General features: G+C 56.2%; 20 protein-coding genes. 5 read left to right on the top strand and 15 right to left on the bottom strand.

Features of this window, described 5'->3' with window-relative positions:
• Window positions 1-64: 64 nt before the first annotated feature.
• The 8 genes from ACK8P7_RS08605 to ACK8P7_RS08570 all read right to left on the bottom strand — a co-directional run bounded on the left by ACK8P7_RS08605 (window position 65) and on the right by ACK8P7_RS08570 (window position 9,080).
• Window positions 65-1,414 (bottom strand): MATE family efflux transporter, encoded by a 1,350-nt coding sequence (locus tag ACK8P7_RS08605; protein WP_410043798.1) that lies wholly within the window; start codon window positions 1,412-1,414, stop codon window positions 65-67.
• A 92-nt stretch (window positions 1,415-1,506) separates the two neighbouring features.
• On the bottom strand, window positions 1,507-1,911 hold the full coding sequence (locus ACK8P7_RS08600) for a C-GCAxxG-C-C family protein (RefSeq protein WP_410043797.1): 405 nt from the start codon (window positions 1,909-1,911) through the stop codon (window positions 1,507-1,509).
• Between the two features lie 31 nt (window positions 1,912-1,942).
• On the bottom strand, window positions 1,943-2,467 hold the full coding sequence (locus tag ACK8P7_RS08595) for a nitroreductase family protein (RefSeq protein WP_410043796.1): 525 nt from the start codon (window positions 2,465-2,467) through the stop codon (window positions 1,943-1,945).
• A gap of 195 nt (window positions 2,468-2,662) precedes the next feature.
• A complete protein-coding gene (locus ACK8P7_RS08590) occupies window positions 2,663-3,793 on the bottom strand; it encodes a glycosyl hydrolase family 28 protein (RefSeq protein WP_410043795.1) in 1,131 nt (376 codons plus the stop codon).
• A 148-nt stretch (window positions 3,794-3,941) separates the two neighbouring features.
• Complete coding sequence (locus ACK8P7_RS08585; RefSeq protein WP_410043794.1) at window positions 3,942-4,886, bottom strand: D-alanine--D-alanine ligase; 945 nt, start codon at window positions 4,884-4,886, stop codon at window positions 3,942-3,944.
• Window positions 4,887-4,989: 103 nt separating this feature from the next.
• Entirely contained in the window at window positions 4,990-6,222 is a 1,233-nt protein-coding gene (locus ACK8P7_RS08580; RefSeq protein ID WP_410043793.1) for a ComEC/Rec2 family competence protein, read from the bottom strand.
• 389 nt (window positions 6,223-6,611) lie between these two features.
• On the bottom strand, window positions 6,612-6,821 hold the full coding sequence (locus ACK8P7_RS08575; RefSeq protein WP_410043792.1) for a hypothetical protein: 210 nt from the start codon (window positions 6,819-6,821) through the stop codon (window positions 6,612-6,614).
• 615 nt (window positions 6,822-7,436) lie between these two features.
• The gene (locus ACK8P7_RS08570) at window positions 7,437-9,080 is read right to left on the bottom strand and encodes an acetolactate synthase large subunit (RefSeq protein WP_410043791.1); all 1,644 of its coding nucleotides are present in this window, start codon (window positions 9,078-9,080) and stop codon (window positions 7,437-7,439) included.
• Window positions 9,081-9,501: 421 nt separating this feature from the next.
• Between ACK8P7_RS08570 and ACK8P7_RS08565 the strand changes: the two genes are divergently transcribed.
• Both ACK8P7_RS08565 and ACK8P7_RS08560 read left to right on the top strand, forming a co-directional pair.
• A complete protein-coding gene (locus ACK8P7_RS08565; RefSeq protein WP_410043790.1) occupies window positions 9,502-10,632 on the top strand; it encodes a sodium ion-translocating decarboxylase subunit beta in 1,131 nt (376 codons plus the stop codon).
• A 100-nt stretch (window positions 10,633-10,732) separates the two neighbouring features.
• Complete coding sequence (locus ACK8P7_RS08560) at window positions 10,733-10,861, top strand: hypothetical protein (RefSeq protein WP_410043789.1); 129 nt, start codon at window positions 10,733-10,735, stop codon at window positions 10,859-10,861.
• Window positions 10,862-10,936: 75 nt separating this feature from the next.
• Here ACK8P7_RS08560 and ACK8P7_RS08555 read toward each other — a convergent pair whose 3' ends face one another.
• From ACK8P7_RS08555 to ACK8P7_RS08525, 7 genes are all read right to left on the bottom strand, one after another.
• Window positions 10,937-11,536: an AAA family ATPase gene (locus ACK8P7_RS08555; RefSeq protein ID WP_410043788.1), complete on the bottom strand. Its 600-nt coding sequence runs from the start codon at window positions 11,534-11,536 to the stop codon at window positions 10,937-10,939.
• 147 nt (window positions 11,537-11,683) lie between these two features.
• A complete protein-coding gene (locus ACK8P7_RS08550; protein WP_410043820.1) occupies window positions 11,684-12,427 on the bottom strand; it encodes an amino acid ABC transporter ATP-binding protein in 744 nt (247 codons plus the stop codon).
• A gap of 132 nt (window positions 12,428-12,559) precedes the next feature.
• The gene (locus ACK8P7_RS08545; protein WP_410043787.1) at window positions 12,560-13,240 is read right to left on the bottom strand and encodes an amino acid ABC transporter permease; all 681 of its coding nucleotides are present in this window, start codon (window positions 13,238-13,240) and stop codon (window positions 12,560-12,562) included.
• 248 nt (window positions 13,241-13,488) lie between these two features.
• The gene (locus ACK8P7_RS08540) at window positions 13,489-14,343 is read right to left on the bottom strand and encodes a transporter substrate-binding domain-containing protein (protein ID WP_410043786.1); all 855 of its coding nucleotides are present in this window, start codon (window positions 14,341-14,343) and stop codon (window positions 13,489-13,491) included.
• Window positions 14,344-14,426: 83 nt separating this feature from the next.
• On the bottom strand, window positions 14,427-15,134 hold the full coding sequence (locus ACK8P7_RS08535; RefSeq protein ID WP_410043785.1) for a gamma-glutamyl-gamma-aminobutyrate hydrolase family protein: 708 nt from the start codon (window positions 15,132-15,134) through the stop codon (window positions 14,427-14,429).
• A gap of 624 nt (window positions 15,135-15,758) precedes the next feature.
• Window positions 15,759-15,962, bottom strand: coding sequence for a DUF3793 family protein (locus tag ACK8P7_RS08530; protein ID WP_410043819.1), 204 nt, complete (start codon window positions 15,960-15,962; stop codon window positions 15,759-15,761).
• A 7-nt stretch (window positions 15,963-15,969) separates the two neighbouring features.
• Window positions 15,970-16,116, bottom strand: a complete 147-nt coding sequence (locus ACK8P7_RS08525; protein WP_410043784.1) for a hypothetical protein — start codon at window positions 16,114-16,116, stop codon at window positions 15,970-15,972.
• Window positions 16,117-16,464: 348 nt separating this feature from the next.
• On the opposite strand from ACK8P7_RS08525, the gene coaBC reads away from it, so the two are divergent.
• The 3 genes from coaBC to ACK8P7_RS08510 all read left to right on the top strand — a co-directional run bounded on the left by coaBC (window position 16,465) and on the right by ACK8P7_RS08510 (window position 19,636).
• Window positions 16,465-17,658, top strand: a complete 1,194-nt coding sequence (gene coaBC / locus ACK8P7_RS08520; RefSeq protein WP_410043783.1) for a bifunctional phosphopantothenoylcysteine decarboxylase/phosphopantothenate--cysteine ligase CoaBC — start codon at window positions 16,465-16,467, stop codon at window positions 17,656-17,658.
• Window positions 17,659-17,948: 290 nt separating this feature from the next.
• Entirely contained in the window at window positions 17,949-18,581 is a 633-nt protein-coding gene (locus ACK8P7_RS08515; RefSeq protein ID WP_410043782.1) for an ECF transporter S component, read from the top strand.
• A gap of 287 nt (window positions 18,582-18,868) precedes the next feature.
• Window positions 18,869-19,636: a type III pantothenate kinase gene (locus ACK8P7_RS08510; RefSeq protein WP_410043781.1), complete on the top strand. Its 768-nt coding sequence runs from the start codon at window positions 18,869-18,871 to the stop codon at window positions 19,634-19,636.
• Window positions 19,637-19,788 lie beyond the last annotated feature (152 nt).

The raw sequence follows: 19,788 nt of genomic DNA, 5'->3' as shown, positions 1-19,788 counted from the left end.
ACTTCAGTTTAGATTTAGTTTAGAAAAATTTAATGGGGTCAGACCCCATTAACTCCCGGCTGCGTTACGCCAGGCGGCGCTGCTTTCGGAGCGCCCGGTAGTACATGGCGATCAGCGTGCCGCCGGTGAGCACCCACGAAACCGGGTAAACGCTCATCAGCACCTCGTAGGTCGGCACGACGCGGAAGGCGGTCAGAAGCCAGATGATCCGGAAGACGACGGTGCCGAGGATCGTGATGACGGACGGGCTGATCGCGTAGCCCATGCTGCGAAGGACGCCGGACGGGGTGTCGAAGAGGGTGCAGAGCCCCTCAACCGCCATGACGTGGTACATGCGACTCACGGCGTAGTCGATGGCAACCGGATCCGTCGTGTAGAGTCCCGCGAATTCGCGCGCCCAGATCGTGAACGGCAGCGCCAGCAGCTGCGTGAACAGGATGGACTGGAGCATCGTGAGGCGGAAAACGCGACGGCAGCGGCCATGCTCGCCCGCGCCGAGGTTCTGACTGTAAAAGGTTACCGCGGCCTGCGCGAACGCGGCGCAGATGTCATAGGTGAAGTACTCGAAATTGAGGCCCGCGGCCGCACCTGCGATGGCCTGCGCGCCGAAGCTGTTGACGCCCGCCTGGACGAAGATGTTCGAGACGGAGAACACCGACTCCTGCACGCCCGCCGGGAGGCCGACCTGCAGCACACGCTTCATGTACCTCGGGTGCAGGCGAATGCAGTCGATCCGGAGCCGAAGTGGCCCTTCTTCATGGAGCAGCGTGCGGAACACCAGCGCCGCCGAGGTGAAGTTCGCGAGGGTGGTCGCGAGCGCGACACCCGCCACGCTCATCCTGAAGACGACGACAAACAGAAGATTCAGGATGACGTTCAGGATACCGGCGAAGATCATGTACATCAGCGGGCGCTTCGTGTCTCCGATCGAGCGGAGGATCGCGGCGCCGAAATTGTAGAGTGTGATGAACGGGAGCCCGAGCATGTAGATGCGGAAGTACAGCACCGCCATGTCGAGGACCTCCACCGGCGTGCCGATGGCTTCGATGAGCGGGCGCGCGATGACGAGGCCGATGCCCATCAGCAGGAGACCGCCCGTAATGGCCATCGCGATGACCGTGTGGATGGCATCCGACACCTCGTCCATGCGCCCGCTACCGATCAGCGTCGCCACGACGACATTCGGACCGATCGACGCACCGACCAGGAAGTTCACGAAGACACCCACGTTTGCAACATTGGCACCGACCGCCGCGAGGGCATCGCCACCCGCGAAACGGCCGACCACTGCCACATCCGCCGAATTAAAAAAATGCTGCAGGATACTGCTCGCTGCCAGCGGTAGCGCGAACAGTACGAGCTTCCAGAAAAGCCCGCCATGCAGCATATCGATCTTGTTTGGATTTGTTTCCACCGGCACACCCCCGAAATTTTAAAACTTCGTTGATGATACTACTTTTCCGGACGGATAGGAATAGTCAAATGCATGGGGCCGCCCCAAGCGTTTTACAGCAGTCCTCTCGCCATCAGCATTTCCTCGACGATTTCCACGGCTTCGTACACCATGCCGTCGCAGTGTGGCTTTTTCTCCGCCGGGCTGTGTACCTCCTTGCGGAGCAGGTCACGGCAATCGGAGAGTCCGTCGTGAAGGGCCTTCATGCGGCGCATGAATTCTGCGGATGCTTCTGCGTCGCCGGCGCCATAGAGGCCGAGGGCCATGAGTCCGCCGGTGATGGCACCGCAGGTGAGGCCTGCACGCATGCCGCTTCCGAAGTTGGCGGTGATGGCGGTGGCCTGCGCTGCACTTATGCCCTTCTTCTCGGCAAACGGGATGAACACCGCCTGCGCACAGTTGTAGTGTGTCGTCGTATCATCGCGAAGCGCGTGGCTCCGCTTCATCATTTCAGTCATCTTATTTCATCCTCCATACAGAACATCGAAATCATTTCAGCACATTCATGCTGTACTTATGGCTCTCCGGAATCTCGCGTTCTGCATACACCTCGTCAGTCTGTCCGAGGATGATGGAGCCGGTCGGCACGAAGCCCTCCGGGATATGCAGCTTCGCCACGAGTTCCTCGTTCTTCACGAGCGCACGGATGGCACCATAGATGTCGCAGTGACCGACGCCCTCCTCGACGGCAGCGAGGGACATATTCTGGATGACAATGCCTACATTGGCGCTTGCCACGTTACTGGTCTGGCTCGAGGACACGAGGATCATCAGCGGCGCGCCATAGAGCGGGTGGCAGGACGGGTCTCCACTCGCGGCAGCTGCATTGGCATCGATCTCATGAAGAAGCTCCGGATTCGTAATCACGGTGAGATGGATGCTGTCGTAGCGTTTCATACCGATCGGCGCCTCGTAGGCCGCGGTGAGAATGCGCTCGAGCTGCGCGTCGGTGATGCCTTCACCCGTATAAGAGCGGATGGACTTTCGAATATTCAGTGCCTTATATAATTCCATGATGATAGCCTCCTTTTGTTTGTGCTTCCTATATCATAGCAGAAATGGAGGACTTCCAATCCTGTTTATAAAAAAATAATGAGGTGTTCCTTCCATCCGTCTAAGAATGGAAGGGACGCCTCACTGTCCATCGTACGCAAGTTGCTTGCCGTTTACGCATATTTCACGCGCTGCGCAGCTCTCTGCCCTCCTGTTTCAATGCACATATTTCTCCAGAAAGCGAACGCTCTCACTTCCGGCTGTCCGTGCATCCGGCTTTGACAGTGCTTCGACCGCCACTGCGCCTGTATAGGAGATTTCATCCAGCGTTTCAAATATTTCCTTGAAATCCATATGTCCATGTCCATACTTCATATGGCACTGTCTGATCTCGATGTTCTCCGACGGTGTCACATAGGTATGTCCCATGTAGCGCTTTCCAGACTTGATGGCGATACAGTCATCTCCCAGTGAGAAGTGTACGCCGACAATTTCCAGATTTTTCACAGATTCAGGATCGATACCATCGGTATTTGGAGATACCTTCGGATTGTTGAGTGCGATATCCAGAATTCGAATATTTTCAGAGAAGTACGGATGAACCGTCCACGCCGGACTGTTTTTTATGCTGATTCCCTGGATGGTCACGTCCTTACATCTGTTCAGGAAAATCGACCTCGGACGGAACGCTCCGCCTGTTTTCTTACGACCTTCACCTTCCCACCAGTTTTCATAGGTCGCATTGCCTTCGATACTGCCTTCTCCACAGATCGTAACATCTGAAACACCGATACCCGTGATGATGGATGCGAAGGAATCGAGCGGATTTCCTTCCCAGCTCGCCAGGTTGTATTCCGACGCTTCGTCATAGCTCTGAATCAGTCCCGGAAGAATCGGGAAGTACGTACGGTCCGTATAAGCCGACAGCACGGCTCCTTTTCCAAGCTCGAAGATGATACCGCTCTTCATGAAAAGACTGCTGACTTTATAGATGCCCTCTGGAACATACACACGGCTGTGCGGAGGGCAGCTCAGGATCGCTGCCTGTATGGCCAATGTATCATTATGTACATCGTCACCCATCGCACCGAAATCGCGAACGTTTAACGTGACAAACTCCGGTTCCGTCCGAAATGTCATCTCCGCCGATGTCTGATCTCCTCTGGACAGTGTCAGCCGATACTCCGTGTCCGGCTTCAGCCCATAGATGGACTGCACCACGCGATCAGATGTCAGCATTGGCTCCCCATCGATGAAAACCGTATAGTTATCCGTGTAGACGATGCCTTCCTCTACGAGCTCGATACAAACCGCTCTTGAAGATTTCCATATAATCTTAAACTTCATCTCACATCTCCCAGTTTATGGGGTCAGACCCCCTTACGAAATTCTTAAGATACAACTTCAAACGTCCCCGGCACCAAAATATGCCAGGGACGTTTCTCTTTTGCTTCTTTATTTGTTATGGGGTCAGACCCCCCCCTTACGAAATCCCTCAGCCGCGCTTCGCGTGGAGGCCGAAGTCGATGATCTTCGCGACGAGCTCCGGAAAGCTGATGCCGGCGACGCGGGCCGCGTCCGGGACGAGGCTCATCGCGGTCATGCCCGGGAGGGTGTTGACCTCGAGGACGATCGGGCCGCTCGCGCCGACGATGAAGTCGATGCGGGATACGCCGCAGAGGTTCAGCTTACGGTAGACCTTCTTCGCGATCTCGATGGCCGCCGTGCGATCCGCCTCACGGATCCGCGCCGGGATGATGTGGTGGCAGAGCCCCTGCGTATACTTCGCCTTATAGTCGTAGAACTCACGTTCTGAAGTTATCTCGATCTCCGGCAGCACCTGGAGCTCCTCGTTGCCGATGATCGGCACCGTGATCTCCGTGCCCGCCACGAACTTCTCCGCGAGCAGCTGGTCCTCATAGGAGAAGATGTCCTCGATGGCCTGCGGCAGCGCCGACGCCTCCTTCACGATCTCGACGCCGATGCTGGAGCCCTGGCATGGTGCCTTCAGCACCGCCGGCAGTCCGATCTTCTCGACGATCCGCGCCGCGATCTCGTCCACCGTCATCTCGCTCTTATGCACCGCGATATACTCCGACGTCGGAAGTCCCGCCGCCTTCAGCATATTCTTCGTATAGATCTTATCCATGCCGACCGCACTCGCGCCGACACCCGGACCGGTATACGGAATCCCCGCAAGCTCCAGCACACCCTGGATGCAGCCGTCCTCGCCGCCCTTGCCATGCAGCGCGAGGTACGCGATCTCCGGTTTCATCGCGAGGAGCTCGCCGATGTTGTCATGGTGCAGATCAAACAGCGTCACATCCGTGAAACCATACTCCTTCAGCGCCTCAAACACCGCCTGTCCACTCCGAAGCGAGATCTCCCGCTCCGTCGAAATCCCGCCATATACCACCACGATCTTCAGATCCTTATTCATAGCTTCATCTCCTTCAGAATATTAAGCCGATTATAGCGCACGCCCATTCATGCGTAAAATGATTTATATCTCTATTATTGATGCGGCAGGCGCATAAGCGTGCTCACGGATTACACCGTTTGCACGGCGCATAGCCCTCGCTGATGATCTGCTCCCGTGACTCGTTCACATCTTTCCGATTTTTCGGGCTGATCGTTTCCACACTCGAGCAGCTCGGCAGGTGGAACTTGTGGCTGTTCGTGTTCAGCACATAGCTCCCCGCCGTCGTGCCCACACCCGCTGCGCCATCTGCGTTCCCGCCGCCTACATTGGCCGACGCGATGGCCACGGCGTTCTTCGCAGTGCTGAAGTTGATCGTCTGGCCGTCACTGACGGCAGTGATTTCACCCTGCATATCGGTGCGGAAGGTCGTGACACCTGCATCCCGCAGCCGCGACAGCACCGCCTCCGTAGGATGACCGTAGCTGTTGCCGGCACCGACGGAAATCACGGCATACTGCGGAGCGACTGCCCGCAGGAACGGATAGGAGGTCGAGGTATCCGAGCCGTGATGGCCGACCTTCAGCACGGTACTCTGAAGGTTCACACCGCTATTCAGAAGATCCTGCTCCTCCGCGCGCTCCGCATCGCCCGTAAAGAGGAAGGAGGTCGCACCGAAGCTCACTTTCAGAACGATCGAGTTATCATTGCTGTCCTCCGCACGGTGTAGCGGCCCGAGGATCTGAATCTGCGCACCGCCGAGTGCGAAGGTCTCGCCCGCCGTCGGCACCGTGATCTGCTTACCCCGCTGCGCCAGATACTTCACGAAGCTCTGGAATGTCTCCGTCGTGCCTGTCGTCTCCGGGCAGTAAGCTGTCCCGACCGACGCATAGTTCAGCGCACCCGAGAGCCCGCTGATGTGGTCGGCATCTACATGCGTCGCCACGATCACATCGAGATAGCTGAGGCCATGCTGCTGCAGCCACGCATATATATAGGAAGATTTCTCCGGCTTGCCGCCATCGATCAGCATCGACTGACCGCCGCACTGAATCACCGCCGCGTCGCCCTGCCCGACATCAAGCCAGGTCACCGTCAGCGTCCCCGCCTGCGCGATCCCTGTGTTCCCGGTCGCCTGCGCTGCCCCGGCACGGCCACTATCCTGCCCGCCGCCTGCATTGCCCGCCTGCGTGGCGGCTTCCTCCGAAGCCGGCGATGTCGCCGCCTGCGCCACATGCTCTCCACTCTCCGGCTGTCCCGACGTCTGCAGGACCAGCACCGCTGCGAGCACACAAAAAACGGACAGGAGCACTGCACCCATCCGCTTCATCCGATTTCTACCCCTCTGTTTTTTCATACCATGATGCCTTCTTTCTTCTGCTGCACATATTCTAGCGCAACCATCCCCTCCATGTCCACGTGTTTTCAGACACACCACTGCATCATTTCCCCTCTTGTGTTACTGTTCGCTCGTGGCTCGGCGGACAGCAGCCGGAATCCGAGCCACGCCTGCACATCATCGATTCTGCACAAATACTGATACAATTTTCACATTTTATTTATAATATTAGCCGAACCGGTTTATAATTTTTTCATCTTAACTTTTTCGCAGGGAACAGAACCATGGACACAGACGACGCTTCCATTTCACAATCAAACAGACGGCCTCACGCCAGCGGCATGTTCCTCTATCTGCTGCCGCTGTTCGAGCTGATCCTCGGTGCCTTCTTTCTCGGGATGCTGGTATCACATATCCAGCAGAGCGACCTCGAGGAGCAGCGTCACCGCACCGACGTCAGCTGCATGACCTACACGGATCGCATCATGGCGGACCTCAAGTCCGGCATGGCCATCACCGACAGTCTCGAGCAGATCGTCATCAGTGAGAATGGACGCTGCGACAAATTCTACCAGGTCGCGAAAAATCTCACGAATCCCTCCATCGAGAGCATACATCTCGCACCCGCGGGCTTCGTCAGCTACATCTATCCGGAGGCGAGCAGCGACCTCTCCCGGATCGATCAGCTGGACGAGGAAGCCCAGGGCGAGTATGCCCGCTATGCGAAGAAAAACGACGTTACGAGCCTTCAGGGACCGTATGATCTAAAGGACGGCAGCCATGGCATCGTGGCGCGGAACCCGATCTTCCTCGAGAAGCATGGTCGCAGGATCTTCTGGGGCTTCGCCATCGTCATCATCCGCGTGCCGGATATCTTCTCCGATTCCATGCGCTCCCTCGACTTTTTCGGGTATCAATATCGTCTGCTGAAGTCCGCTTCCCCATGGGATCCGACCTACGTCGAGTTCTATCGCTCTGAGAAGACGCTCGTGGATCCGGTCTCCCACTGGTTCTCTCTCGGTGGCGATCTCTGGGAGCTCCAGCTCATGCCGAACAGCGCCTGGGCGGCGAGCACAGCAGCTACGGACGCCTCTTCTATGTGCTCATCGAGGATGAAGCGAAGCACCAGAAGTACTATACGCTATGATGTAAAAGGTAGGGACCCGGAGGGCAGCCATCGAATACACTGTGTATTCGGTGCCTGCCCTCCAGACTCCTGTCTTTTCTGTAACTTACAGGCTCTTCAGCTCTGCGCTGAGCTCTTCATTCGCGGAGTAATCCACCGGCGTGTCGATAATCACCGGCACCTTCTCCTCGAAGCCCTTCCGAATGGCTTCAGAGAGCTCCGCCGCGGAGTTCACACGCACACCCTTACAGTGCATCGCTTCCGCGAGCGCCACGAAATCCGGATTCGTGAAGTCGACGAAGGCCGCACGACCATACTGCTCCTCTTCCTTCCACTTGATGAGGCCGTACTCGCTGTCATGGAAGATCACGACGACGAAGTTCACACCGAGCCGTACCGCGGTCTCCAGCTCCTGCGAGTTCATCATGAAGCCGCCATCGCCCGTCGCCACCAGCACACGACGCTCCGGATAGACCAGCTTCGCCGCGACGGCACCCGGCACGCCGATCCCCATGCTTGCGAAGCCGTTCGAGATGATACAGGTCTCCGGCTTGTAGCAGCCATACAGACGACCGATCCACATCTTATGCGCACCGACATCCGAGATCAGGATGTCCTCCGGATCGGAAAGTGCCTTTCGAATATCCGCCACGATGCGCTGCGGCTTCATCGGGAAGGCATCTGACTGCACCGCCTCCTCGATGGACTCCTCGAAGCGCTCCTTGATAGCGAAGGCCCAGGTCGGCTCCTCCTTCGCCTCCAGCAGCTTCCCGAGACGCGCGAGCGAGGAATCGATCTCGCCATTCACCTGGACCTCGCACTGGTAGTACTTACTGATATCCGCCTGCCAGTTCGAGATATGCACGATCCGATGATTCCGCTCCGCGTTCCACTTCGACGGCTTCAGCTCCATCAGATCATAGCCGATACAGATGACGAGATCCGCCTCCTCAAACAGCCGGTTCACATAATCCCGCTGCGGGATACCGATGGTCATCATCGAGTAACGGTTGTCCGCCGAGACGATGCCCTTCGCCATCATCGTGTTCACCACCGGAATGTGCAGCTTCTCCGCAAACTCCGTGATCACCTGGGACGACGCATAGTGTACCGCATTGTTGCCGACGAAAATCAGCGGCTTCCGCGCCGTGCGGATCGACTCCGCCGCCATCTGGATCTGCGACTCCTCGGCCTCTTGCTGGCAGACCACATCCTTCATCAGCGGCATCTCGAGCCCGCTCACCTGCATCTTCGCGATATCCACCGGGAGGTCAATGTGGGCGGCCCCCATGCGGCCGGCACCACCCTCCGCGTACTTGAAGGCGAGACGGACGATTTCATTGACCGTATCCGGACGCATGACCAGCTTCGTACGCTTCGTGATCGGCTCGAAGATCTTCGCAAGGTCGAGATTCTGATGGCTCGTGAGATGCATCTGATCCGAGCTGACCTGACCGGTGATCGCCACGAGCGGCGCACCATCGAGATTCGCATCCGCCACGCCCGTCACGAGATTCGTCGCGCCCGGTCCCAGCGTCGCAAGGCACACGCCCGCCTTCCCAGTGAGTCGCCCATACACATCCGCCATGAACGCTGCGCCCTGCTCATGCCGCACCACGACGAAATGGAGCCGCGGCTCGTCCGCGATCGCCTGCACAAGCTCCAGATTTTCCTCCCCCGGGATACCGAAGATGTACTTCACACCCTCCGTCACCAGACACTCCACCATCAGTTTCGCCGCTGTACGCATAACGCTCTCCTCCATCCAGCATCACAAAAAGGCGCTCCAGGAAAAACCTGAAGCGCCCTTGCTTAAAATCACTTTATCATCTTCATTTTATGCCTGATACATCATCAAGCATTTCTGAATTATAGCATGCGCATACGGATAATTCCATGCGTGCACAATTCAATTTCGATATCGGAGTCATAACAGGGCGTTGCTTTTCTAATTTCTGCTTTACAGAAATTGAACTCACTGATATATTTGATTCCAGCAAAGGGGAGTAAAGGGCAGTCATCTCGGATCGGTTTGGGGCGCGACTGCTGCATGGCAGCGTCAGCACGGCGGAAACGCCCGATGTCATGTGTTCGCTTGAGACTTTTGTCACAGTTTAGGTCTGTGGCAGGGTCTCTTTTTTTCTGCCACGATGTTTTTCAGGAGGTAGAACATGAACTTTTTGAACACATTCGCTGCACTGTTTGCCAATGCAGGCAACCTGCACTGGCAGATGGTGGTCATGTGGGCCATCGGCGGCCTGCTGATTTATCTCGCCATCGTGAAGAAGATGGAGCCGAGCCTGCTGCTCCCGATGGGCTTCGGTGCGATCCTCGTAAACCTGCCGCTGTCCGGCGCGATCACACAGGGCGACACCGTCGGCCCGATCACGGCACTCTTCGACGCAGGTATGTCGAACGAGCTCTTCCCGCTGCTCCTCTTCATCGGCATCGGTGCGATGATCGACTTCGGACCACTGCTTGAGAAGCCGTGGCTCATGCTCTTCGGTGCCGCGGCCCAGTTCGGTATTTTCTTCACACTTTTCGCTGCCGGCTTCTTCTTCGATCTGAAGGATGCGGCATCCATCGCCATCATCGGTGCGGCGGATGGCCCGACCGCGATCTACGTCGCAAACGTCCTGAAGTCGAAGTATCTCGGTGCCATCATGGTCGCAGCCTACAGCTACATGGCCCTCGTACCGATCGTGCAGCCGCCGGTCATCAAGGCACTCACCACGAAGAAGGAACGTCAGATCCGTATGCCATATCAGCAGGGCAGCGTCAGCCAGCTGACGAAGATCCTCTTCCCGATCGTCGTAACCATCATCGCTGGCATCGTCGCACCGACCAGTGTCGCCCTCGTCGGCTTCCTCATGTTCGGTAACCTGCTTCGTGAGTGTGGTGTACTGAATTCCCTCAGCGAAACAGCGCAGAGTGTGCTCGCAAACCTCATCACCATCGTGCTCGGTCTCACCGTCGCAGGCCAGATGACCGCCGACCAGTTCGTTCGTCCGGACACCCTGCTGATTCTCGCCCTCGGCCTCGTGGCCTTCGTCTTCGATACCGCCGGTGGCGTGCTCTTCGCGAAGCTCCTGAATCTCTTCCTTCCGGAAGGCAAGAAGCTGAACCCGATGATCGGTGCCGCCGGCATCAGCGCCTTCCCGATGAGCGGCCGTGTCGTGAACAAGCTCGGCCTCGAGGAGGACAATCAGAACTTCCTTCTGATGTACTCGATCAGTGTCAATGTTTCCGGCCAGATCGCATCCGTCCTCGCAGGTGGACTGATTCTGACCCTGATGGCGTAAAGAGAATTTCGTTTCGTGACGATGACTCACGAACAACGAGCAGCTCCATTCCTTCTTTTCAGGTTTTCGGAGCTGCGTAAATACAGAAAGGAGTCCTTATATGTTACATCTTTCTTCATGGACACAGACCCTTCCGATGATGGCTTCCGGCATGCTCGGCATCATCCTCGTCATGGGTGTCATCGTACTGGTCGTCATGCTTCTTAACAAGCTGACCAGCCGTAAATAAATTACATACGAATAGCAGAACAGCCGGGTGAAGAAATCACCCGGCTGTTTTGCTTATTCGCTTTCATGTTTCACTTCAGATATCCCCGAACTTCAGCTTCGCGGCGTGCTGGATCAGCTCTGCGGCCTCCTCGATGCTGTAGCAGGCGCTGTTGATGCAGAGGTCACTGTACTCCGTGTTTCCAGGGAAATTCGGGATGTACTTCCGGTGGTAGCTCTCCCGCGCCTTATCCGCGTCATGTACCGCCTTCACCGCTTCCTTCTCGTTCATGCCGAAGTAGTCGATGCAGTTCTTCACGCGGACCTCATACGGCGCATACACGTACACACGCAGCAGCCGTGGCTCGTTTCTAAGGTAGTACGCACCGCAGCGGCCCACGATGATGCACGAATCCTTCTTCGCGAAGTCCTGGATGATGTTCTCCTGCACGAGGAAGATTTCATCCTGCATGTCGGTCGTGCCGACACCGAACGGATACAGATGATAGGAGAATTTCGAACGGATGTCCTCTTCCTTCCGGCTGATTTCCTTCACGGAGGTGTTCATACGCTTCGCGGTTTCCTCCACGATGTCACGGTCCATGAACTCGATGCCGAGCTGCTTCGAAAGCGCACGTGCCACCAGGCTGCCGAATGAACCAAACTGTCTCGAGATCGTGATCACATATTTTTCCATGCTGTCCCTCCGCTCTTAAATTTTAGTAACGCAGCTCTCCTGCGCCCGCCGCATCCTGCTGCCAGGAGCCACCGGGGTCTGACCCCGCGTACCGCCGACGACCACCTTAAGGATTTCACAAGGGGGTCTGACCCCTTTCACTCCCGTCTACAGCACCTTCTGGATGAAGCTGATCGTTCTTGCCTCCTTCGGATGTACGATCACCTCCTGCGGTGTGCCCTCCTCGACGACGTAGCCACCGTCCATGAAGATGACGCGGTCTGCGACCTCACGGGCGAAGCCGATCTCATGGGTGACGATGACCATCGTCATGCCGTCCGCCGCCAGCTGCTTCATGACGGCCAGTACCTCGCCGACCATTTCCGGGTCGAGGGCCGAGGTCGGCTCATCGAAGAGCATGATGTCCGGCTTCATGCAGAGCGCACGCGCGATCGCGACACGCTGCTTCTGTCCACCCGAGAGCTGGGACGGATATGCCTCGGCCTTCTCGGCGAGATCCACGCGCTGAAGCATCTCCATCGCGCGCTCCCTGGCCTCTGCCTTACTGCACTTCTTCAGTTCCACCGGCGCCAGCATCAGATTATGCAGGACATCCATATTATTGAAGAGATTGAAATGCTGGAACACCATACCGATGTTCTCGCGGACCTTATTCATATCCACCTTTTTATCGGTGATGTCGACCCCATCCACATGGATCTTTCCGGCCGTCACCTCCTCGAGCCTGTTCAGACAGCGAAGAAAGGTCGACTTACCGGAGCCGGACGGGCCGAGGATGACGACGACCTCGCCCTCGTGGATCTCGGTCGAGATGTCCCGTAAGACCTCGAGATCACCGAAGCACTTCCGAAGGTTTTCTACCTTTATTTTAACATTTTTATCGCTTGAAATCACGGTTTTTCCTCCCTTCTTCGAACATCGCACTGCGGCATCTCTGCCCACACACGCTGTTCCGCAACGAGACGCACTGCCGATCTACCGCCGGCAAAGCCCGTACTCGTTCATGTCTTCACTTCCACTGTCTCAGCGCTTTACGCCGCGATTCATTCTCCCCTCCACGATCTTCGCGATATAGGACAGGATCGTGATGACGACGAGGTACATGACGCCGACGATGGCCCAGGTCTGGAAAGACATGAAGGTCTTCGCCTGTACGTTCTTCGCGGTATTGACGAGCTCCGGAAAGCCGATGACCGACAGGATGGAGGTATCCTTCACGGTGATGATGAACTGGTTGATGATGCTCGGGATCATCGTACGGATCGCCTGCGGCATGATGATCTTCCGCATCGTGGTCCAGTATGGAAGACCGAGGGACCGTCCAGCCTCCATCTGCCCGACGTCGACCGACTGGATACCGGCACGGATGATCTCCGCCATGTACGCACCACAGTTCAGTGCGAGACAGATGGTACCAGCCTGCAGTGCCGACATCGTGAAGCCCTGACCGATCTTCAGTATATTATTCAGCAGATACGGTACACCGAAGTACACGAAAAACGCGAGGACGATCATCGGTACGCCTCGGATGATGAAGACGAAGATCTGCGCGATGATATTGCATACCTTATTCTTCACGACGCTCATAAGTCCGAAGATCATACCGAGTATACATGCGAACAGCAGTCCCAGAAATGCCAGCAGGAGCGTGCGGCCCATCGCCAGCACCAGCAGTCTTCCGTAGGCCGAAATAATTTTTGCCATAGTGTCTCACCCTTCTATAATCTGCATCCGCTTATCCGCACCGTTCAAACCGATGTAGATCTTCGGATGTCACCAACCGTTCCATTTCCATCTTCATGGAAATACGCCGCAGCGCACCAGTCTGTAGGGGTCAGGCTGATGTACTGCGACGATATTCTGTATTCTGCTCTATGAAGTCAAGTGATCGCATCATCCGGCGGGATCCTGCTCGGATCCCATCGCATCATCGATCAGACGACATGCCCGAATCAGCCGAGATATGTCGCGATGATCTCATCGTACTTGCCATTTGCCTTGATGTCCTTGAGACCTGCGTTAAACATATCGACGAGCTCCTGCTTGCTGGAATCGAAGATGGCGAAACCATACTCTGCAGGATCGTTGCCGGTACCATCGACGATCTTCATGCCGAGGCCGGTATCCTTGATGTTGGACGCCATGATCGGCGTATCATCGAAGCAGGCTGCAACCTGACCGCCGACGACAGCCTGGTACATGGTCGGTGAATCCTCGAAGTAGGTGATCTCGAAGCCATACTGATCCTTGAGACTCTCTGCGTAATCTGCACTCATGGATGCGGTCTTGACAGCGACGCTCTTCCCCTTTAAGCCATCGAAGCCGGTGATGTCGGAGTTCTCCGCAACGGCCATGCTCTGGTTTGCATCATAATATCCATCCGAGAAAATCCATCCAGAAGACTTGCGCTCATCGGTGATAGACGCACCGGCGATCATACCATCTGCCTGACCTGCCTGACATGCGGCGATGGAAGCATCCCAGCCGATGGACTTGATCTCATACTTGAAGCCCTGATCCTCAGCGATGGCTGCGACGATATCCACATCGATACCGACGAGCTTTCCGCTGTCATCGGTGTACTCAAATGGCTTAAATGCGGTATCGGTTACGATCTGCCATATCTTATCGCTGTCTGAAGCGGCTGCCGTGGTCTCTGCTGCGGCTGCGGTCGTATCTGCGGCTGCCGTGGTGTCAGCAGCTGCTGTGGTTGCGGCTGCGGTCGTCGCTGCGGTATCGGAACCTCCACATGCGGTGAGGCCCAGAACTGCCATCGTTACTGCCATTACAAGTGCACTCTTTTTCATAATTTTCTCCTCTCATCTTTCTGCTGTGAAGCCTCGCTTCACGAGATCTATCCTAACGGCTCTCGCCGGTAGAAACATGTTTGTTAAGGCTTCCGACATGCATCGACGAAGGCCTGTACGAGCTTTCGCGATTTCGGATCCGTCATGTAGGCGAATTCCGGGTGCCACTGCACGCCGACGATGAAGCGTCGATCCGGCACGCCCAGGGCCTCCACCAGTCCGTCCTCCGAGTACGCCATCGCGACGGCCTTCGGGGCGAGCTGCTTCACTGCCTGATGGTGATAGCTGTTCACCGCATAGGGGCCCGGGCCGACGATGTCGGCGAGCAGGGTGCCCTTCTTCACGTCGACCGTGTGAATCGGTCGATCATACGGCGGGCTCATGTGGTGCTCCACGCTGGACGGATGCTCCGTCGGCAGGTCCTGATAGAGCGTACCGCCGAGGAGGGCATTCATCAGCTGGATACCGCGACAGATACCGAGCACCGGCTTGTCCTCCCGGTAGCAGCGATCGAAGAGGTAGCTTTCCATCTGATCGCGCCGGCTGCAGCTCACACCACAGCTCGCTTTTGCTTCCTCGTGGTAGACGCTGGGATCCACATCATGACCACCCGTCATCAGGATGCCATCACAGAGAGAAAAGCAGGCATCCATCTCTGCCCGATCGATCGTCAGCGGAAGCATGATCGGAAGTGCGCCACAGGCCTCGAGGGCTTTCATGTAGCCCGGAAGCATCCAGTAGCTTTCCTTCTCGTCATCATACAGCGGGATCAACCCGATTATTTTCTTCATATCTTCTCGCCTCCGCTCCCTGTCTTCGTTACCGACATGTGACTCCCGTAAAGTAAAAAGACAAAGAGGTCTGAATCCTTTCGGACGCAGACCTCTTTGTCTTGGCTCGTATGTTAGCACTACAACGTGTAAAAGTCAAGCATTTACATCGCCGGACATTTGATTCTTCTTGTTATTCCTTCACTTTATGAAAGACCCTCAAAAAATCACATATCCTCGTGTCGCATATTTGAGGCCGTAGCTAAAAGACTTTATTGTCTGCGTCTTTTTCTCTCATGGGCTATATGATACGACGATGTAAAAGACATGTCAATCATGTCTTTTATTCCATTTCCGGATATGTGCTATAACTGAACGCCGGGTCATCGCCGTCCCGGTCCCCACCTGTCTTCTCCCCCCTGCGGCGGGTGCAGCCCGCAGGCCGGTGCCACGCAGACGGGCACAACAGAAAACCGCCGTATGCATCGTCACATACGACGGTTTTTCAGCGACCGATTTGGTCATGTTCGCTCAATGCTTCCGACGTGCGATCATCGCTCCGCCGTTCACATCGGCACCGTGAGGTGGTGCTGCCCGCGCAGGTATGTGCGCTCCGGCCGCCTGCATTGGCCGCGTCACAGAGTATCAGCTCGCGACGGTGAGCTCCTCGAGGGTCCGTCCCTGCGCCCATGCACGCTGGTAGATCGTGGTGCAGCGCCGGAATCTGCGGAAGGACGCCTCCGCCTGCTCGACATCGCCGTACACCTTCCAGGTGCCGACCGTCTTGCAGCCCTCTTCCTTATGGTTGATGAAGCCCTCGACATCCTCGAGCGGATAGCCGAGGAAGATGCCGATCTCATGCGGAAACTCGTCCGACGATTTCCGGGCGTGGATCCGACGGTTTCATCCCCGCCAGCGTCGGCGAGCAGTTCTCGATTAAAAGCTGTTCCGGCATATCGCTCTCCTGTCTTCGGTCTACTGCGTCTGGTGCCTGTCCTCTCACAGCCGAAATCAGTATCAAATGCTCGAGGTCTCCTGCCTGATGAGCGGAGCCGGATGTCTGGTGCTTGAATCAAACATCCGGTATCGCTTCAAACAGATTCTTGTCGTTGTCTCGGTTAGGCTTTACTAACCATGGCTGTATATTACTATATACGTTCGTTAGTGTCAACTAACTTTTTGAAAATTTTTCGTATTCCTGGAAGCTGTCAATAACAGCTCAGCCATCATCATGCAGACCTTCAGCTTTCGCGTATACTTCTACGTACCCGAAAAAAATCAGTGACTCTGTAAAATCTATGTTATAATTATACCGCAAAACAGTCCATCACGACCGGACAGGAGGAACATCATGCTGCAGGGAAAGACCGTGCTTCTCGGCGTAACGGGAAGTATCGCTGCCTATAAAATCGCATATCTTGCGAGCGCGCTTCACAAGCTTCATGCCGACGTGCATGTGCTGATGACGAAGAACGCCACGAACTTCATCAACCCGATCACCTTCGAGACCCTGACCGGAAACAAGTGCCTGATCGACACCTTCGACCGAAATTTCCAGTTTGAAGTCGAGCACGTCTCCATCGCGAAGAAGGCAGACGTCGTGATGATCGCCCCGGCGAGTGCCAATGTCATCGGCAAGATCGCACATGGCCTCGCGGATGATATGCTCACCACCACGATCATGGCCTGTCGCTGCCACAAGATCATCTCACCGGCGATGAACACCGCCATGTACGAAAATCCGATCGTGCAGGATAATCTCCGAAAGCTGCAGTCCTTCGGCTATGAAGTGATCAGCCCGGCCTGCGGCTACCTCGCCTGCGGCGACACCGGTGCCGGCAAGATGCCGGAGCCGGCCGAGCTTCTCGAGTACATCCTTCGGGAAGTCGCCTGTACGAAGGACCTCGCCGGAAAGAAGGTGCTCGTCACCGCCGGCCCGACCCAGGAAGCCCTGGATCCGGTGCGTTATCTTACGAATCACTCCTCCGGCAAGATGGGCTATGCCATCGCGAAGATGGCCATGCTTCGAGGAGCGGAGGTCACACTCGTCAGTGGACCGACCGCGATCGAGCCGCCACACTTCGTGCACTTCGTTCCGATCACGACCGCACGCGACATGTTTGAGGCTGTGACCTCCGTGAGCGATCAGCAGGACATCATCATCAAGGCTGCCGCCGTCGCGGATTACCGACCGACGACCGTCGCCGACAACAAATTAAAGAAAAAAGATGATCAGCTTTCCATCCCGCTCGAGCGAACCGACGACATCCTGAAGTACCTCGGCGAGCATAAGCACCCGGGGCAGTTCCTCTGCGGTTTCTCGATGGAAACAGAAAATATGATCAGTAATTCCAGAGCCAAGCTTGAGAAGAAGCACGTGGACATGATCGCCGCCAACAACCTGAAGGTAAGCGGCGCCGGCTTCCAGGGCGACACCAATGTCCTGACTCTGATTACACAGGATTCGGACGTATCACTCCCGCTTATGAGCAAGGAGGATGCAGCCATGGCGATCCTGGATAAAATTCTTCAGCTTACACACTAAGCTGCGGGCAATGCTGACGACCGGACACATCATCACCGTGCCGGTACCTCATCAGAGCTCTCTCTTTCATGTAACTGAAGGCAATGTAAACCGCCGACACATCGTCATGATGCCGGCACCTCTTCAGCACTCGCATCGTGCGACGCTGAAGGCAACGCAAATCGCCGGATCTCCGGCACCACTATGTGAAGCGGACCAGAAAACGCTCCGCTTTCCATCACCGTATTGTATCCGTGTACGATTGATCTTCATCGCATCTGAAACGGAACGGTAACAAGGAGGAAACAAAAATGAAAAACAACAAGTTCACTACTGCACAGCTCACCTTACTCGGCCTGATGATCGCCATCCTGCTGGTGATGTCCTACACACCGCTCGGGTACTTAAACATTGGCCCACTCGCGATTTCGTTTAACGTGATCCCGGTAGCGATCAGTGCGATCGTACTCGGACCCGTCGGCGGCGCAGTGGCCGGTGGCGTATTCGGTCTCACCAGCTTCCTGCAGTGCATCGGCGTCGGCGGAACCAGTGCGATGGGCGTCATGCTCTTCAGCATTAACCCGTTCCTTGCCTTCGTGCAGCGCTTCATCCCGCGTCTTCTCGACGGCATCTGCCTCGGCTACATCTTCCGTGGCGTACGGAAGGTCAGCAACACCTATGTGGCGTGCGCCGTCACCGGCTTCTTCTCCGCCTTCCTGAACACCCTCTTCTTCATGTCTGCACTCGTCGGACTGTTCGGAAACACCGAGTATGTTCAGAACCTGATGGGCGGCCATAACGTCATCATCGGCTGCTGCCTCATGGTCGGCATCAACGCGGTCTGCGAGATGGTATCTTCCACCATCATCACCGGCGCGATCGGCGCGGCTCTCTCCAGAGCGCACCTCATCACTGCCGCACAGATCAGCACCGAAGCAGCGTAAGTTTTCAGCTGTGCTGCGATAAGGGGCCCGGAGGGTCGTCAAATGAGGCACAGTACTCCGAGATCGGTTCAATCTAAGCCGGGGACCCTAAGCGGCACTAGGCCCTCTGCAATCACTGAGTTTTCTTTATGAAAACTCAGCGTTGCAGAGGGTTCCAGGGAGAGATAACACCAAGTGCCGCTAAGGGGACCCGACTTGATTTCACTCGATCTCTCCGTATGGCCTCATTTATCGGCCCTCCGGGACTTCTTTTCCATTTACATCTAAAATAACATTGAGAGAATATTATGATTTTAGCGATTGATATCGGAAATACGAATATTGTGGTCGGCTGCATCGATGATCAGAAGACCTATTTCATCGAGCGCCTCTCGACGGTTCGGACGAAAACCGAGCTTGAGTACGCCGTCGACCTGAAGACCGTCCTCGACATCTACCACATAAAGGGGCGCGACATCGAGGGCTGTATCATCTCCTCGGTTGTGCCACAGATCACCAACACTGCGAAGCTTGCGGCGGAGAAGATTCTGAAGAAGGAAGTCATGGTGCTGGGTCCAGGCGTGAAGACCGGGCTCAATATCCTCATGGATCACCCTGGTCAGCTCGGTGCCGATCTCGTCGCTGACGCCGTCGCCGGCCTCAATGAGTACCCGGTGCCGTTCATCGTGATTGACATGGGCACCGCGACTACAGTTTCTGTCGTTAACAGTAAGAAGCAGTACATCGGCGGCATGATTCTGCCGGGTGTCCGTGTTTCCCTCGATGCCCTCACCGCCCGTGCCTCCCAGCTCAGCGGCATCAGCATCGACGCACCGAAGCACGTCATCGGTAAGAACACCGTCGAGTGCATGAAGAGCGGTGTCCTCTACAGCAGCGCAGCTGCCCTCGACGGCATCATCGACCGCGTCGAGGAAGAGCTCGGCGAGAAAATCACGGTCATCGCCACCGGCGGCCTCGCAAAGAAAATCGTCTCCCACTGTAAAAAGGACATCATCCTCGACGAGGACCTGCTCCTGAAGGGACTCCTCGTGATCTACGAAAAGAATAAGGCATAATTTCCGGCGGGATGAGCAGAGGGCGCGCGCCCGAAGCACAGTACTCCGAAGCCGAAAAAAATCAGAAATCGACCCCTAAGAACCAAACGGCCCTCCGCAAACGACTGCGTTTTCTTAATGAAAACGCAGGGTTGCGGAGGGTGCTAAGGAAA

The organism is Oribacterium sp. P9 (assembly GCF_046365365.1).
Taxonomy (GTDB): Bacteria; Bacillota; Clostridia; order Lachnospirales; family Lachnospiraceae; genus Oribacterium.
The sequence above is the reverse complement of the archived record's forward strand: the minus strand, read 5'-3'. Positions and strand labels throughout refer to the sequence as shown.

Coding starts and splice junctions, on each gene's coding strand:
- ACK8P7_RS08600 (WP_410043797.1), bottom strand. CDS start 1,911: ATGACTGAAATGATGAAGCGGAGCCACGCGCTTCGCGATGATACGACG.
- ACK8P7_RS08595 (WP_410043796.1), bottom strand. CDS start 2,467: ATGGAATTATATAAGGCACTGAATATTCGAAAGTCCATCCGCTCTTAT.
- ACK8P7_RS08590 (WP_410043795.1), bottom strand. CDS start 3,793: ATGAAGTTTAAGATTATATGGAAATCTTCAAGAGCGGTTTGTATCGAG.
- ACK8P7_RS08585 (WP_410043794.1), bottom strand. CDS start 4,886: ATGAATAAGGATCTGAAGATCGTGGTGGTATATGGCGGGATTTCGACG.
- ACK8P7_RS08580 (WP_410043793.1), bottom strand. CDS start 6,222: ATGAAAAAACAGAGGGGTAGAAATCGGATGAAGCGGATGGGTGCAGTG.
- ACK8P7_RS08575 (WP_410043792.1), bottom strand. CDS start 6,821: ATGTATGCTCTCGATGGAGGGATTCGTGAGATTTTTCGCGACCTGGTA.
- ACK8P7_RS08570 (WP_410043791.1), bottom strand. CDS start 9,080: ATGCGTACAGCGGCGAAACTGATGGTGGAGTGTCTGGTGACGGAGGGT.
- ACK8P7_RS08565 (WP_410043790.1), top strand. CDS start 9,502: ATGAACTTTTTGAACACATTCGCTGCACTGTTTGCCAATGCAGGCAAC.
- ACK8P7_RS08560 (WP_410043789.1), top strand. CDS start 10,733: ATGTTACATCTTTCTTCATGGACACAGACCCTTCCGATGATGGCTTCC.
- ACK8P7_RS08555 (WP_410043788.1), bottom strand. CDS start 11,536: ATGGAAAAATATGTGATCACGATCTCGAGACAGTTTGGTTCATTCGGC.
- ACK8P7_RS08545 (WP_410043787.1), bottom strand. CDS start 13,240: ATGGCAAAAATTATTTCGGCCTACGGAAGACTGCTGGTGCTGGCGATG.
- ACK8P7_RS08540 (WP_410043786.1), bottom strand. CDS start 14,343: ATGAAAAAGAGTGCACTTGTAATGGCAGTAACGATGGCAGTTCTGGGC.
- ACK8P7_RS08535 (WP_410043785.1), bottom strand. CDS start 15,134: ATGAAGAAAATAATCGGGTTGATCCCGCTGTATGATGACGAGAAGGAA.
- coaBC (WP_410043783.1), top strand. CDS start 16,465: ATGCTGCAGGGAAAGACCGTGCTTCTCGGCGTAACGGGAAGTATCGCT.
- ACK8P7_RS08515 (WP_410043782.1), top strand. CDS start 17,949: ATGAAAAACAACAAGTTCACTACTGCACAGCTCACCTTACTCGGCCTG.
- ACK8P7_RS08510 (WP_410043781.1), top strand. CDS start 18,869: ATGATTTTAGCGATTGATATCGGAAATACGAATATTGTGGTCGGCTGC.